14 protein-coding genes are annotated in these 15081 nt (G+C 66.6%); 5 read left to right on the top strand and 9 right to left on the bottom strand.

Annotated features, from left to right (window positions below):
* The first annotated feature begins 200 nt into the window (after nucleotides 1-200).
* Nucleotides 201-767, top strand: a complete 567-nt coding sequence (locus DK254_RS21555) for a DUF4124 domain-containing protein (RefSeq protein WP_109935403.1) — start codon at nucleotides 201-203, stop codon at nucleotides 765-767.
* A gap of 34 nt (nucleotides 768-801) precedes the next feature.
* Here the strand turns inward: DK254_RS21555 and DK254_RS21550 are convergent, their stop codons facing one another.
* Entirely contained in the window at nucleotides 802-1140 is a 339-nt protein-coding gene (locus DK254_RS21550) for a helix-turn-helix domain-containing protein (RefSeq protein WP_109935402.1), read from the bottom strand.
* Between the two features lie 128 nt (nucleotides 1141-1268).
* On the opposite strand from DK254_RS21550, the gene gstA reads away from it, so the two are divergent.
* Both gstA and DK254_RS21540 read left to right on the top strand, forming a co-directional pair.
* Nucleotides 1269-1871 carry a glutathione transferase GstA gene (gstA, locus tag DK254_RS21545; protein ID WP_089391982.1) on the top strand — a complete coding sequence of 201 codons (603 nt, stop codon included), beginning with the start codon at nucleotides 1269-1271 and terminating at the stop codon, nucleotides 1869-1871.
* Nucleotides 1872-2023: 152 nt separating this feature from the next.
* Nucleotides 2024-3646, top strand: coding sequence for a methyl-accepting chemotaxis protein (locus DK254_RS21540; RefSeq protein WP_109935401.1), 1623 nt, complete (start codon nucleotides 2024-2026; stop codon nucleotides 3644-3646).
* 469 nt (nucleotides 3647-4115) lie between these two features.
* Here DK254_RS21540 and DK254_RS21535 read toward each other — a convergent pair whose 3' ends face one another.
* From DK254_RS21535 to puuE, 6 genes are all read right to left on the bottom strand, one after another.
* Complete coding sequence (locus tag DK254_RS21535; RefSeq protein ID WP_109935400.1) at nucleotides 4116-5462, bottom strand: nucleobase:cation symporter-2 family protein; 1347 nt, start codon at nucleotides 5460-5462, stop codon at nucleotides 4116-4118.
* A gap of 475 nt (nucleotides 5463-5937) precedes the next feature.
* On the bottom strand, nucleotides 5938-7272 hold the full coding sequence (locus DK254_RS21530) for a urate hydroxylase PuuD (RefSeq protein ID WP_109935808.1): 1335 nt from the start codon (nucleotides 7270-7272) through the stop codon (nucleotides 5938-5940).
* Nucleotides 7273-7324: 52 nt separating this feature from the next.
* Nucleotides 7325-7831 carry an ureidoglycolate lyase gene (locus DK254_RS21525; RefSeq protein ID WP_109935399.1) on the bottom strand — a complete coding sequence of 169 codons (507 nt, stop codon included), beginning with the start codon at nucleotides 7829-7831 and terminating at the stop codon, nucleotides 7325-7327.
* A gap of 136 nt (nucleotides 7832-7967) precedes the next feature.
* Nucleotides 7968-8963, bottom strand: a complete 996-nt coding sequence (gene alc, locus DK254_RS21520) for an allantoicase (protein ID WP_109935398.1) — start codon at nucleotides 8961-8963, stop codon at nucleotides 7968-7970.
* A gap of 38 nt (nucleotides 8964-9001) precedes the next feature.
* Nucleotides 9002-9517, bottom strand: coding sequence for a 2-oxo-4-hydroxy-4-carboxy-5-ureidoimidazoline decarboxylase (gene uraD, locus DK254_RS21515; RefSeq protein ID WP_109935397.1), 516 nt, complete (start codon nucleotides 9515-9517; stop codon nucleotides 9002-9004).
* Nucleotides 9514-10449: an allantoinase PuuE gene (gene puuE / locus DK254_RS21510; RefSeq protein WP_109935396.1), complete on the bottom strand. Its 936-nt coding sequence runs from the start codon at nucleotides 10447-10449 to the stop codon at nucleotides 9514-9516. The genes uraD and puuE overlap by 4 nt, the downstream gene beginning before the upstream one ends.
* A gap of 411 nt (nucleotides 10450-10860) precedes the next feature.
* Here puuE and uraH point away from each other — a divergent pair, with 411 nt between their 5' ends.
* A complete protein-coding gene (gene uraH, locus DK254_RS21505; RefSeq protein WP_043272145.1) occupies nucleotides 10861-11214 on the top strand; it encodes a hydroxyisourate hydrolase in 354 nt (117 codons plus the stop codon).
* A gap of 385 nt (nucleotides 11215-11599) precedes the next feature.
* On the opposite strand, the gene DK254_RS21500 is transcribed toward uraH, so the two are convergent.
* Together DK254_RS21500 and DK254_RS21495 are read right to left on the bottom strand one after the other, a co-directional pair.
* A complete protein-coding gene (locus DK254_RS21500) occupies nucleotides 11600-12226 on the bottom strand; it encodes a LysE family translocator (protein WP_109935395.1) in 627 nt (208 codons plus the stop codon).
* A gap of 65 nt (nucleotides 12227-12291) precedes the next feature.
* Nucleotides 12292-13641: an NCS2 family permease gene (locus DK254_RS21495; RefSeq protein ID WP_109935394.1), complete on the bottom strand. Its 1350-nt coding sequence runs from the start codon at nucleotides 13639-13641 to the stop codon at nucleotides 12292-12294.
* Nucleotides 13642-14027: 386 nt separating this feature from the next.
* Here DK254_RS21495 and DK254_RS21490 point away from each other — a divergent pair, with 386 nt between their 5' ends.
* Nucleotides 14028-14789 (top strand): GntR family transcriptional regulator, encoded by a 762-nt coding sequence (locus DK254_RS21490; protein WP_089391974.1) that lies wholly within the window; start codon nucleotides 14028-14030, stop codon nucleotides 14787-14789.
* Nucleotides 14790-15081: the final 292 nt, after the last annotated feature.

Genomic DNA, 15081 nt, shown 5'->3' with positions numbered 1-15081 from the left:
TACGGGCTTCGGCCACGGCGGCGGGGGCCGGCACGGCGCGGGATCGGTGAAGGGGCGGGTATTCTAGCAGAAAGGGCGAAGATGCCGGGATGTGGGTTGTTCCTGGCGATACGGTTAGGATTTCGTGTATCGGTCCTGGAACTTTTGCCGGGGCGGCGGTCTGAGGTGTCAATCTGCCACTGATCAGCCAGGGAGGCTGTATGAAGGGTGTTCTCGTTGCGGTTCCGCTGTTGTTCTGCGCCGCCTGGGCGCAGGCGGATACGATCTACAAGTGCGTCGATGCGCAGGGCAAGGTGACTTTCACCAAGCAGGCCTGCCCCAACGGCGGCAACGCCGGTGTCGAGTTGAACGTGGAGAACCGCCGGCCCAGCGGCAGCGGCGAGGGGGCGGTGATGGCGCAGCCGGCGCTTCAGGCGCCACCTGCGGACTATGCCCCGGCGGGGGCTTATCCGGCGCAGCCACCGGCCAACCCGGCGCCGGTCGGCGGCACACGGGTGACCGTGGTGGGTGGCTCCGAGGAACGGCCGGGTTGCTCCACCGGGCTTTCCGAGCGCGACCTGCGGACCGCCATGGTGCGCAAGGAAATCGTCCCGGGCATGAGCCGCAAGGAAATCGAGGACATGTTCGGCACCCCGAGCGACCAGGCCAGCGCCCACGGCGCCGGCAGCAGCACCTACTGGAACGACAAGTACCTGAACTTCTTCAGCATCAACTACGACGCCAATGGCTGCGTGGTGAACACCTACCAGTCCGGTTCGAGCAACTGAGCGCCACCTCGCGCGGCCCACGGGCCGCGCGTTCTCAGTCCGCGGCGGCTTTGGCCGGCGCCCGCACCTTCAGCCACAGGCCGAACTCCTTCACCACCTCCACTACCTTGCGCAGCCGCTCGCCATCCACGCTCAGGCGGTATTCCACCTTCACCGGTACTTCCGGGTAGACCGTGCGCGTCACCAGGCCGGCTTCCTCCAGGGCGCGCAGGTCGAGGGTCAGCATGCGCTGGGAGATGTTCGGCATGTCGCGGCGCAGTTCGTTGAAGCGCTTGGGGCCGTCGAGCAGGTAGGACACGAGCAGCAGGCGCCAGCGCCCACCCAGCAGGTGCATGGCTTCTTCCACCGAGCAGCCGGAAACGTTCTTCTTCATGGTCGGTTCCTCATGATGGCAGGTCATAGGTATATTTTTTGTACCTATACACCATTTTTCTCCCTTCTTTAAAAGATATACCAGGCTGCGGATACTCCTGTGCGACATCCATGAAAGGAGCTTTCCCCATGAAGCTGTACTACGCCCCCGGCGCCTGCTCGCTGGCTTCCCACATCACCCTGCGCGAACTGGGCCTGCCTTTCGAACTGGTGCGGGTGGACAACCGCAGCAAGCGTACCGCCAATGGCGCCGACTACCTCGCCATCAACCCCAAGGGCTATGTCGCCGCCCTGCAGTTGGACGACGGCCAGGTGCTCACCGAGGGGCCGGCCATTCTCCAGTACCTGGCCGACCTGCGCCCCGAGGCGGGGCTGGCCCCGGCGTCTGGCGGCCTGGCGAGGGCGCGGCTGCAGGAATGGTTGAACTTCATCGGCAGCGAGATTCACGCCGGCATGAACCCGCTGTTCGACGGCGCGTTGCCGGAGGCGCTGAAGGCGCGGTTCCGCGATCAGGTCGGCAAGCGCCTGGAACAGACGGCTCCGGCCCTGGAGCGCTCCAGTTACCTACTGGGCGAAGGGTTCGGCGTGGCCGATGCCTACCTGTTCACCGTCTTGGGCTGGACGCAGCGCCTGGGCATCGACCTGGCCAACTGGCCGGCGTTGCAGCGCTTTGTCGCGCGGGTGGCTGTCCGCGACAGTGTGCGCGCCGCGCTGAACGCCGAAGCGCAGTAGGTGCGCCAACCCGGAATGACGGCCACACTACCGACTAAGGGACGATAGCCGCGGCTGACAAATGGTCGCCTAATGGCCCTGACAACAATAATTCAGGGCCTGCGCCAACCCGGGTGTTCCACGGGGCGGGCGGTGGCTGGAGAGGTGCCCTCATGGACCCGACACGTTCGCGTATCTTCCTCGTTCTTTCCCTGCAGACTGCCGGTCTTCTCGCGCTGTTCATCGCCCAGTCGCTGGGCGGCTGGCCGCTGTCGCTGTGCCTGCTGCTCGGTTTCGGGCTGCTCTGGCTGCCCTGGTTCGTCGGCCAGCGCCGCAGCTTGCCCGGCGTATCGTCCGCGGCGCCGGAGCTGGCCGCGCTGACCCGCGACCTGTCCCGCAGCACCAGCCACAATGCATTGTCCGCCGCCGGCGTGTCCTATTCCGTGCAGCGCCTGGTGGAGCGCCTGGCGTCGCAGCTGGCGGCGGCCGAGCAGATCGTCGGCAGCGCCGAGGTGATGATCCACACCGAGCGCGCCACCTCCAGCCTGGCGCGCCAGGCCATGGAGGCCGCCACCCAGGCCCGCGCCGGCAGCGACGCGGGGCGCGCCGAGCTGCAGCAGGCGATCGCCCGCATGCACCAGCTCAGCGGCCGCGCCGGCGAGAGCCGGGCGCTGATCGAGGCGCTGAGCCAGCGCAGCGAGGACATCCAGCGCGTCACCCAGGTGATCCAGTCCATCGCCAGCCAGACCAACCTGCTGGCGCTCAACGCCGCCATCGAGGCGGCCCGCGCCGGCGAGCACGGCCGCGGCTTCGCGGTGGTCGCCGACGAGGTGCGCGGGCTGGCCGCGCGCACCGCCGAGGCCACCGAGGAAGTCGGGCAGATGGTCGAGGACATCCAGCAGCGCACCGCCCAGGTCGCCGAGCAGATCCTCCAGCTGGCCGCCGACCTCGACGAGGGCCTGGCCCAGGTGGAAAGCACCGGCGGGCAGCTGGAAGGCATCGCCGGGCTGGCCGCCGGCGTCGAGCGGCAGATCACCGAGATCGCCGAGGGCGCCGAGATCAACCGCCACCAACTGGACAACCTGTTCGCCGCGGTGGAGAGCATGCGCGGCGACATCCGCGTCAGCGACGAGCAGACCCACCGCCTGGCCGACGCCGCCGTGCACCTGGAGGCGCAGGCCGAGGCCATCAGCGAGCGCCTGGCCGAGGTCGGCCTGGACGACTACCACCAGCGCGTCTACGACCTGGCCCGCGAAGGGGCGTCGAGCATAGGGGCGCGCTTCGCCGCCGACCTCGACGACGGCCGGATCACCGTCGAGGACCTGTTCGACCGCCACTATCAGCCGATTCCCGGCACCGAGCCGCAGAAGTACGGCACGCGCTTCGACCGCTATACCGACGAGGTGCTGCCGAAGATCCAGGAAGACCTGCTGCAGCGCCACGAAGGCCTGGTGTTCGCCATCGCCTGCACCGCCGAGGGTTATGTACCGACGCACAACCGCGCCTTCGCCCAGCCGCCCACTGGCAACCCCGAGGTGGACCGCCTGAAGAGCCGCAGCAAGCGCCTGTTCGACGACCGCACCGGGATCCGCTGCGGCAGTCACCAGCAGGCGCTGTTGCTGCAGACCTACTGCCGCGATACCGGCGAGCTGATGCACGACCTGTCGGTGCCGATCTTCGTCAACGGCCGCCACTGGGGTGGCCTGCGCCTGGGCTACCGGCCCGAGAGCATGCCGCTGAGCGAGACGTCGGCGCTGCGCAGTCCCATGCGGCGGGAGGCTGCAGCGGCCCGGTGAATTGAATGCCGGGCGGTGGAAGGTGAGGCCGTGCATCGCAGGATGCGCGGCCTTTTCGTTTGCGGCCGGCCGTTTGGCGTAGGGCGAATGACCGTTCGCAGTTATCCGCCGTTGGCCGGGCTGCCGGGGTATCCGGCGTGGCCGGTGAGTCCAATCGCGGACGGAGTCCGCTCCTACGGCAGCACTCGACCGTAGGGCGAATAACCGTTCGCGGTTATCCGCCGTTGGCCGTGCTACCGGGGTATCCGGCGTGGCCGATGAATCCAATCGCGGACAGAGTCCTACGCCCGTGCGTCCTGGAACCGTAGGAGCGGACTCTGTCCGCGATTTGGCGGATAACGCCGTAGGCGTTATGCGCCCTACGAACCGTGCCTGCGGATGGTTTCGTGCGGAATGAAAAAAGCCGCGCAGGAGTGAGGCGCGGCTGGAAGCGGCAGGCGTCGGGAGGGGCCCGCCGAAAGCGTCGGCTTCAGTGGTGCCCGCAGAGGGCGTCGCGGCCACGTTCGCCGAGGATGTTGAACAGCAGGTTGAGCAGCACGGCCCAGATCGCGGTCATGGCGATGCCGCTGTGGGTGATCGGCTCCATCCAGGCGGGCAGGGCGGCGAAGAAGTCCGGGCGCACCACCGGGACCATGCCCATGCCGATGCTCACCGCCACCAGCAGCTGGTTGCGCCGGTCGACGATGTCCACCTCGTGGAGGATGCGGATGCCGCTGGCGGCGACCATGCCGAACATGGCGATGCCGGCCCCGCCCAGCACCGCCGGCGGGATCGAGGCGACCACGTAGGCGGCCTTGGGCATCAGGCTCAGGAGGATCAGGAAGCCGCCGGCAGCGACGGTGACGAAGCGACTGCGCACCCCGGTCATCTGCACCAGGCCGATGTTCTGGGCGAAGGAGGAGTGGGTGAAGGTGTTCATGAAGCCGGCGAAGAAGGACGCCGTGGCGTCGCACAGCAGGCCGCGGCGCAGGCGGCGCGGGCAGATTTCGTCGCCGGTGATCTTGCCCAGGGCGAGGAACATGCCGGTGGACTCGACGAAGATGATCAGCACCACCAGGCACATGGACAGCACCGGCGCCAGGTGGAAGCTGGGCGCGCCGAAGTGCAGCGGGGTGACCACCTCGAAGGCCGGGCGGGCGTCGATGCCGGACAGGTCGACCATGCCCATGCCGCTGGCGACGACGTAGCCCAGCAGCATGCCGATGAGCACCGAGACGTTGGTCCAGAAGCCCTTGAGGAAGCGGTTGACCAGCAGGATGGCGGCCAGCACCAGGCTGGACAGGAACAGGTACTCCAGGGCGCCGAAGTTGGCCGCGCCCTTGCCGCCGCCAGCCCAGTTGATGGCCACGGGGAACAGGCACATGCCGATGGAGGTGATCACGGTGCCGGTCACCAGCGGCGGGAAGAAGCGCACGATGCGGCTCATGAAGGGCGCCACGAGCATGCCGAACAGGCCGGCGGCGATGGTGGCGCCGAAGATGCCGTTGATGCCCACGCCGGGCATCCCGGCCATGGCCACCATGCTGCCGACGGCGGCGAAGCTGGCGCCCATCATCACCGGCATGCGGATGCCGATGGGGCCGATGCCCAGCGACTGCACCACGGTGGCGATGCCGGCGACCAGCAGGTCGGCGTTGATCAGGAAGGCGATTTCCTCGCGGGACAGGCCGGCGGCCTGGCCGACGATCAGCGGGACGGCCACGGCGCCGCCATACATCAGGAGCACGTGCTGGAATCCCACCAGCAGCAGTTGCAGCAACGGCAGACGCTGGTCGGCGGACGAGCCGGCAGCGTGGCGCTCAGTTACCTCGGACATGCAACACCTCGATTTTTATTGTTGTGTCACTGGTGGGCGCCGATCAGGCTCGGCGACCGGGTAGTACTGGCTCGCCACACCCCCGGGGCCGTGCGGGTGAAGCGGTGCGGGACTTTATAGCGTTGATGTGTATTCGCTTCAATATGTTTTTGTATACAACTAGCTAGTCGGCTTGTGAATGACGGGTTTCGGGTCGCTCTAGGCCGCGTGTTACGTGGTCTTGGCGGGATGTAGCCGTAGGTCGGGTGGGACTACAGTTTTATTCCGTGGAGTCGGTGTTCCTGTAGGAGCGGACTCTGTCCGCGATTCGCGCGCAGGGCGCGCTCCTACATGGCTTGGGCGGTGCAGGCGAAACATCGGGCGCCGGCCTTGCCGGAGGAATCGCGGACGGAGTCCGCTCCTACGAAAAGCCTGCGGGCATAAAAAAACCGCACCCGAAGGTGCGGTTTTCCTGGTTCCGGCGAACCGCGGTGGCTCAGTTGGTCTGGGCGCCCTTGGCGATCCAGGAGCCGATCAGGTTGCGCTCTTCCTGGGTCATCTGGGTGATGTTGCCCAGCGGCATGACCTGGGAGGCCACGGCCAGCGCCTGGATCTTCGCGGTCTGCGCCTGGATCTGCTGCGGCGTGTCGAACATCACGCCGGCCGGGGCGGCACTGAACAGCGGGCTGGTCGGCTTGGCCGAGTGGCACACGGTGCAGCGTTCCTGGATGACGTGATGAACCTTCTCGAAGTCGCCATTGCCGCCGGCGCTGCTGGCCTGCGCCTGCGCCTGGGCCGGGGCTTGCGCCGGGGCGGCGGCCTTCTCGCTGTCTTCCTTGGCGCGCTCGGCGGCGGTCTTGCCGCCGATGGCGGTTTCCGGCAGCGGCTGGTACTCGACCTTTGCCGGGGCGCTGGCGCTGGTCGGTGCGGCGCTCTGCAGCGTCGGGCCGGTGACGAAGGCCAGGGCGATCATGCCCACGGCGCCGGCGGGCAGGGCCCAGGCCATGCCGTTGCCGTTGTGGCGGGTGTTGAAGTAGTGCCGCACTATCACCGCCAGCGCCGCGATGCACGCCAGGATCAGCCAGTTGTAGTGGCTGCCGTAGGTGCTCGGGAAGTGGTTGCTGATCATGATGAACAGCACCGGCAGGGTGAAGTAGTTGTTGTGGCGCGAACGCAGCAGGCCCTTGGCCGGCAGCACCGGGTCGGGCTCGCGGCCTTCCTCGATGGCCTTCACCAGCGCGCGCTGGGCCGGCATGATCACCCGGAACACGTTGCCGACCATGATGGTGCCGATGATCGCGCCGACGTGCAGGTAGGCGCCGCGGCCGCTGAACACCTGGCTCAGCAGGTAGGCGGCGAGCACCAGCAGGGCGAACAGGATGGCGCCGAGCAGGGCGGGGGTCTTGCCCAGCGGCGAGTCGCACAGGGTGGAGTAGATGAACCAGCCGGCGATCAGCGAGCCGATGCCGATGGCCACGGCCGCGGCGGGCGCCAGGTCGCTGCCCGGGGCCACCAGGTACAGGCTGGGGTTCAGGTAGAACACGATGGTCAGCAGGCACACGCCCGAGAGCCAGGTGGAGTAGGCCTCCCATTTGAACCAGTGGAGGTTGTCCGGCATCTTCGGCGGTGCCAGCTTGTATTTCTCCAGGTGGTAGATGCCGCCGCCGTGGATCGCCCAGAGGTCTCCGGAGAGCCCTTCGCGTGGGTTGGCGCGGTTGAGGTTGTTTTCCAGCCAGACGAAGTAGAACGAGGCACCGATCCAGGCGATGCCGACGATCATATGAATCCAGCGAACCAGCAGGTTCGCCCATTCGATGAGATGTGCTTCCACAGTCATTACCTCTTGCCCGGCCACCGGCGTCGCGGCGGACGGGCCTCTCTTATTAGTTTAGTTGGGGGTCGAGGAGCAGTTGCTCGTCCTCGGTGAAGAAATGCTCGTCGCAGTTGTTGCCGGAACCGCTGCGATCGACCACCAGGAAGTCATCCCGCTTTTCGATCGTCAGCACCGGGTGGTGCCAGACGCCGCGGTGGTAATTGATGCCCTGCCTTCCGTTGCTCAGGAAGGCGCGGACAAGGCCCGGTACAGGTGCGTCGCCAAGTGGCGCGACCACGACCAGAAAGGGGTTGCCGAGCAGCGGGATGAAAGCCTGGCTGCCCAGCGGATGACGCTCCAGCATGCGGATGCGCAACGGCATCTCCAGTGCTTCGGCGCTGAAGATGCTGATGATCGCCTTATCCTCGGGCTGCGCGGTCTCGACCGTGGCGAGCTTGTGATAACGGCGGGTGGAACCGTTGTTGATCATGAAGTGGGCGCTGCCCTCGGTCTCGATGACATCACCGAACGGGGCGAAGGCTTCCTTGGTCAACGGTTCGATCTTCAGGGTACGCATGGCTGGTCACTTGTGTTCGTTGTTCTGTGCCCGGGCGAGCCCGGGGACCGCTTTCCCTTGCGTCACTCCCGCGAACGCGGGAGCCCGGTGTCTCTGGATCCCCGCGTTCGCGGGGATGACGGGGGAGGTGTTGCGCTTACCTGGCCACCTTGCCGAACAGGCGCAGACGGCTGACGCCACCGTCCGGGAAGATGTTCAGGCGGATGTGGGTGATCGGGCCCAGTTCCCTGATCTGCTCGATGAAGGTGTGCTCGTTGTGCATCTGCAGCTTCTGGCTCGGCAGCAGTTCGCGCCAGTACAGGCTCTGGGTGGCGATCTGGCTGTCGGTGCCGCCCTTCACGAAGGCCGCCTGGATGTTGCAGCTTTCCGGGTAGTTGCCCTTGAAGTGCAGGGTGTCGACGACGATCTTCTCGACGATGCCGGCGTGGCCCAGCGCGACTATCACCCAGTCGTTGCCCGGGGTGCGGCGACGCCCGGTTTCCCAGCCGTCGCCCATGTTCACGCCGCGGCCGGGGTTCAGGATGTTGCTCATGCGGCCGAAGTGTTCGTCGGAGCAGGCCAGGGCGCGGCCGCCGTTCAGCGCGGCGACGAGGTCGACCTGCTCGTTCGGGTTCTGGTTGGCCCAGTCGCGGAACGGAATGCCGTACACGCGCAGGCGCGCCACGCCGCCGTCCGGGTAGATGTTCAGGCGCAGGTGGGTGTAGGGGCGTTCGTCGCTGATCTCGTGGTAGTGGTGGCTGTTGCCCTGCAGCTCGACGGAGGGCAGCACCTCGGTCCACTGGGTGTCGTCGCTGGGGTCGCCCTCGGCCACGAAGCAGCCTTCCAGGGACGCCGACGGCGGGAAGTTGCCGGTGAAGAAGCTGGTGTCGATGTCCACGCCCTTGATCGAGCCCGGCACGCCCAGGCGGATCACCGCGTGGTCGTAGCCCTCGAAGCGCTTGCGGCGGGATTCCCAGCCGTCCATCCACTTGCCGTTGTCGTCGAAGACGCCTTCCTTCCACACCGCGGGGGTGGGCTGCAGCATGCGGCTGGCGGCGGCGAACCATTCGTCGGTGACGCTGATCACCTTGCTCCCCAGGCGCTCGTCGGCCAGGTTGACGAATTTCTCGAAGGGAGCGTTGTAGGTTCTCATCTTGTTCTCCTTGGTGACGTGAATTTCCAGCCGCGGGCTCAGAGCTGCTGCAGGCGGAACATCGCGATCTTGTTGATTTCGGCCAGGGCGGTCTGGAACTCCTGCTCCGGCGTGTTGTGGATGCGCTGCTCGAAGGCCGCGAGGATCTGGTGGCGGTCGCTGCCCTTCACCGCCTTGATGAAGGGGAAGCCGAACTTCGCCTTGTAGGCGTCGTTGAGTTCGTTGAAGCGGGCGAACTCCTCGGCGGTGCATTCGTGGATGCCGGCGCCGGCCTGCTCGGAGGTGCTGGAGGCGGTCAGCTCGCCACGCACGGCGGCCTTGCCGGCCAGGTCCGGGTGGGCATTGATCAGTGCCAGCTGGGCCTCATGGCTGGCCGACAGGAGGATGTCGGCCATGCGCTGCTGCAGGCTCTCGATGTCGTTGAGGCTCTCGTCCACGCCCAGGTCGTAGGCCTTCTCGGCCACCCAGGGGGAGTGTTCGTAGATGTCGGCGAAGGCGGCGACGAAGGCGGCGCGGTCGAGGCTGGCCGGGGTCAGGGTCTGGAAGCGGCTCATGCCTGTTTCTCCTGGGCCTGGAACGGGTGCTTCTCGTACCAGTGGCGGGCGATGTCGACGCGGCGGGCGACCCACACCTTCTCGTGGCCCTTCACGTACTGGATGAAGCGTTCCAGCGCGGCCAGGCGCGCCGGGCGGCCCAGCAGGCGGCAGTGCATGCCGATGGAGAGCATCTTCGGCGCGCCCTCGGCGCCTTCGGCGTAGAGCACGTCGAAGGCGTCCTTGAGGTATTCGAAGAAGTCGTCGCCCTTGTTGAAGCCCTGCACCTGGGTGAAGCGCATGTCGTTGGTGTCCAGGGTGTAGGGGATCACCAGGTGCGGCTTGGCGGCGCTGCTGGCCGGGTCCCAGTAGGGCAGGTCGTCGTCGTAGGTGTCGGAGTCGTAGAGGAAGCCGCCTTCCTCGCGCACCAGGCGCCGGGTGTTCGGGCCGGTGCGGCCGGTGTACCAGCCCTGCGGGCGTTCGCCGGTCAGCTCGGTGAGGATGCGGATGGCCTCCAGCAGGTGCTCGCGCTCCTGGGCCTCGTCCATGTACTGGTAGTCGATCCAGCGGTAGCCGTGGCTGCAGATCTCGTGGCCGGCGGCGACCATCGCCCTGATGACGTCCGGGTGGCGCTGGGCGGCCATGGCCACGGCGAAGATGGTCAGCGGCAGGTTGTACTTGCGGAACAGCTTGAGCAGGCGCCAGACGCCGGCGCGGCTGCCGTATTCGTAGAGGGACTCCATGCTCATGTTGCGCGCGCCCTGCAGCGGCTGGGCGGCGACCATCTCGGAGAGGAAGGCCTCGGATTCCTTGTCGCCATGGAGGATGCAGCGCTCGCCGCCTTCCTCGTAGTTGAGCACGAAGGACAGCGCGATGCGCGCGTCGCCCGGCCAGTGCGGGTGGGGAGGGTTGTCGGCGTAACCGATCAGGTCGCGTGGGTAGTCAGCGCTCACTGCAGTGTTCCTTCTTGTTGGGGGCGGCGCGGGGCGGTAGGGCGTGCGCCACCGTGTTGCGAGATATTGTATACAAGTTGTGTGGCCGAATGTAAATACAATCCCGCACCCCGGTTTCGCCATCCGTCGTCATCCGCATCCGTAGGCAGAGCAAGCAAATTACCTGCCCAACCGGTCAGCTCGGTGGCCTCCGGCCTCAAGCGTACCGGCAGCGGATCGGAATGCCGCATGCTGGGGCGGTGGCGCCGTTTCGGGGCGTGGAAGCAAGTTTTTTGTATACAATATTTATGTGATGGCGTATTTTCGTTCCATCCAACCCGCCCCGCCGGCCCTGCGCCGACGGGGCGCAACCCACACCACACCGAGAAGGAGGACGGCGTCCGCCGGCCGCGCCGGGGATGCCCAGAGCCCATGGGACGTTTGACGACGCACGTACTGGATTCCGCCCACGGCTGCCCCGGCCATGGCATCAAGGTCGAGCTCTACCGCGTGGAAGGCCAGCAGCTGGAACTGGTCGCCACCCGCGTGACCAACGACGACGGCCGTTGCGACGAGCCGCTGCTGCAGGGCGAGGACTTCCGCGCCGGGGTCTACCAGCTGCAGTTCAACGCCGGCGACTACTATCGCGCCCGTGGCCTGCAACTGCCGCAACCGGCCTTCCTCGACCAGGTGGTGCTGCGCTTCGGCATCGCCTCGGAAAGCGACCACTACCACGTGCCGCTGCTGATCTCGCCGTACAGCTACTCGACCTACCGCGGCAGCTAGGCCGCCACCCGGCTTCCCACCCCGACTCTTCGTGGAGTCCCATCGGCCCGCCTCTGGCGGGTCTTTTTTTGCCTGTGTGTTCTTACTCCGGGGTGTTTTCGTAGGCTGGGTGTCGCTTCGCTCCACCCATCCTACGCCGCCCCATCCACACCGCGTTCCCATGTGGGAGCGCGCCCTGCGCGCGAAATCGCGGGCAGGGCCCGCTCCTACAGGTTGATGCCGAACCTCTCGTTCGCGCCGGACAGCCCCCTCTCCCAAGGAGAGGGGGCGGAGTTGACCCTAAACATCATTGCTGCCGGTAAATACCGTTCGCGAGCAAGCTCGCTCCTACAGGTGCCAGTGCTTTTCGTAGGCGCGGGCTTGCTCGCGAACGGTTCTATGGGCCTCAGCGGCTGAGCAACGAAGCCCCGCCAGCGGTGGCGAAGAGGGCGGCGCTGCCGCGGTTGAACCAGGCCTGGCCCTTGCCCGAGCGCAGGAAGCGCGCGGCGCCGCGGGCGCCGAGGCCGTAGAACAGCTTGCAGGCGAAGTCGAGCAGCGCCCAGGTGAGGATCATCACCAGCAGCTGCTGCCACAGCGGGTGGTCGGCCCTGAGGAACTGCGGCAGGAAGGCGGCGAAGAACAGGATGTCCTTCGGGTTGCTGGCGCCCAGGCCGAAGGCCTTCCAGTACAGGCTGCGGAAGCCCGGGTTGACCGGCAGTTCCTCGGCGGCGCGCGGCTGGCCGGCGATGCGGGATTCCTGCCAGCTCTGCCAGGCCAGGTAGAACAGGTAGAGCGCGCCCAGCACCTTGAGCACGCTGAACAGCTTCTCCGAGGCCAGCAGCAGCGCGCCCAGGCCCAGGGCCGAGGCGCTGAGCAGGCAGATGGAGGCGCTGACCCCGCCGAGGAAGGCCGGCAGCGAACGGCGCAGGCCATAGTTGAGGCTGTTGCTGACCATCAGCAGCGACAGCGGGCCGGGAATCAGGATCACGATCAGGGCGGCGCTGCTGTAGAGCAGCCAGGTTTCCAGGTTCATCGCGGACTCTCGAATGCAAAGGCCCCGGCGTGTGTGCGCCGGGGCCGTGGCGGGGCTCGTCCAGATTACAGGAAGATGAATTTGGCTACAAATATAAGGCAGAGTGCATACAGACTGACGGTCACGTCCTTGTAGCGGCCGGTGAAGACCTTCATCGCCACGTAGGTCACGAAGCCCAGGGCGATGCCGTCCGCCACCGAGAAGGTCAGCGGCATCATGATCACGGTGACGATGGCCGGGATGGTCTCGGTGTGCTCCTGCCAGTCGATGTGGGCCAGGCCGCCCATCATCAGCATGGCCACGTAGATCAGCGCGCCGGCGGTGGCGTAGGCGGGGATCATGCCGGCCAGCGGGGCGAAGAACATGGCGGCGACGAAGAGCGCGCCGACGGTCACCGCGGTCAGCCCGGTGCGGCCGCCGGCGGCCACGCCCGCGGCGCTTTCCACGTAGCTGGTCACCGGCGGCACGCCGAGCACGGCGCCGACCACGCTGGAGGCGCTGTCGGCCTTCATCGCCTTGGACAGGTTCTCGATGCGGCCGTCCTCGCGCACCAGGTGGGCGCGCTGGGCCACGCCCATCAGGGTGCCGGCGGTGTCGAACATGTGCACGAAGAGGAAGGCCAGGATCACGCTGATCATGGTCACGTTGAAGGCACCGGCGATGTCCATGGCCAGGAAGGTCGGCGCCAGGCTCGGCGGCATGGAGAACACCCCGCCGAACTGCACCAGGCCCAGGGCGATGCCGGCCACGGTGACGGTGAGGATGCTGATGAGGATGCCGCCGAACACCCGACGGTACTCCAGCACGGCGATCATCAGGAAGCAGATCGCCGCCAGCAGCGGGCCGGGCTTGGTCAGGTCGCCCAGGTGCACCAGGGTGGCGGGGCTGGCGACCACGATGCCGGCGGTCTTCAGGCCGATCAGCCCGAGGAACAGCCCGACCCCCGCGCCCATGGCGAAGCGCAGGCTCGGCGGGATGCTGTTGAGCAGCCATTCGCGGATGCGCGAGAAGGTCAGCACCATGAACAGCACGCCGGAGATGAACACCGCGCCCAGGGCGATCTCCCAGCTGTAGTTCATGGTCTTGACCACGGTGTAGGTGAAGAAGGCGTTGAGGCCCATGCCCGGCGCCAGGCCCACCGGCCAGTTGGCGTACAGCCCCATGAGGAAGCAGCCCAGGGCGGCGGCCAGGCAGGTGGCGACGAAGGCCGCGCCGTGGTCGACGCCGGCGTCGGCCATGATGTTGGGGTTGACGAAGATGATGTAGGCCATGGTGATGAAGGTGGTCAGGCCGGCGGCCAGTTCCGTCTTCACCGTGGTGCCGTGCTGGCTGAGCTTGAACAGGCGTTCGAGCAGGCCGGTGGCGGGTGGGCTGGAGGCGACAGCGGTTTGTTGTTCTTGTTTGGTGCTTTCCACAGCGGGTACTCCTCAACGCTCTTGTTGTTGGTCCTTGCCGTCGGCTGGTTCACCTGCGTCCCTGGCTCGGCGGAAGGCTGTGAGGGCGTGTTCTTGACTTGCGAGTCAGGAAGTCACGCCGGCGATTATGAGGTTGTATACAAAAAAATCAAATAATGTTTCGTACCTATCGCTCGGCTTCTTCCAAACAATTCATCGGAAAATTCGTCCCGACATTGCGCAGAATTTGTACAGCGGGGACGGCCGAATGCCGCAGGGCAAGGGGGATGCGCCGGGTGCGCGGCGCTGGGCATTTTGTGTACACTGGTGGCCATCATTTCGTCGCGCCCGCGTACCTGGCAGCGGATTGCCCAGGCCGCCGGTCCGCCCAACAAGGTTGAGGATCCATGACCGACCCGCTGCAACAGATCAAGAAGCCGGCGCGCAACGGCAAGAGCCGTACCGGCACGCAGGACGAGATCGTCTACGCGCACATCTTCGACGCCATCCTCGAACAGCGCCTGGCGCCCGGCACCAAGCTGAGCGAGGAGGCGCTGGGCGAAATCTTCGGCGTCAGCCGCACCATCATCCGCCGCGCCCTGTCGCGCCTGGCCCACGAGCAGGTGGTGCTGCTGCGCCCCAACCGCGGCGCGGTGGTGGCCAGCCCGAGCATCGACGAGGCCCGGCAGATCCTCTTCGCCCGGCGCACCGTCGAGCGCGCCATCACCGAGCTGGCGGTGGACAACGCCAGCGCCGAGCTGCTCGCCGAGCTGCGCGAGATGGTGGTGCAGGAGCAGGCCAGCTTCGCCCGCGGCGACCGCGGCGCGGGTATCCGCCTGTCCGGCGAGTTCCACCTGAAGCTGGCGGAGATGGCCAGGAACGCCCCGCTGGTCAGCTTCCAGCGCAGCCTGGTGTCGCAGACCTCGCTGATCATCGCCCAGTACGAGGCGGGCGGCCGCTCGCACTGCTCGTTCGACGAGCACAACGAAATCCTCGACGCCATCGAGAAAGGCGAGAAGGAAAAGGCCGTGACCCTGATGATGCACCACATGGCGCACATCGACGACAAGCTGAACCTGGAAGGCGACAGCGCCTCGGGCGACCTGCACGCGGTGTTCTCGCACCTGCTCGGCGGCAAGAAGAAGGGCGGCCGCACCGCGGCGCGCTGAGGTTTGCTTCACGAAAAAGCCCCGCCTGAGTCAGGCTGTGTGAAAACCTCAGGATCGGTCCCACTGGTTAAAAAACAACCTGGATTTCGCGTTTCTACGTGGATTCTGGATTGGCTGAATAGCCAAGCCTCTTCAGATTTCACGTAGGAACGCGCTCTTCGAAGAGCCGCTCGGTTTTTCACACAGCCTGCTGAGTGCGGGGCTTTTTCGTGTACGTGCACGCAGGGCGAATAACCGTTCGCGGTTATCCGCCGCCATCTGTGCCACCAGGGCGTCCGGCGTGGCCGGTGAA

Source organism: Pseudomonas sp. RW407 (genome assembly GCF_003176655.1).
In the GTDB taxonomy this organism is placed as follows: Bacteria; Pseudomonadota; Gammaproteobacteria; order Pseudomonadales; family Pseudomonadaceae; genus Pseudomonas; species Pseudomonas delhiensis.
The sequence above is the reverse complement of the archived record's forward strand: the minus strand, read 5'-3'. Positions and strand labels throughout refer to the sequence as shown.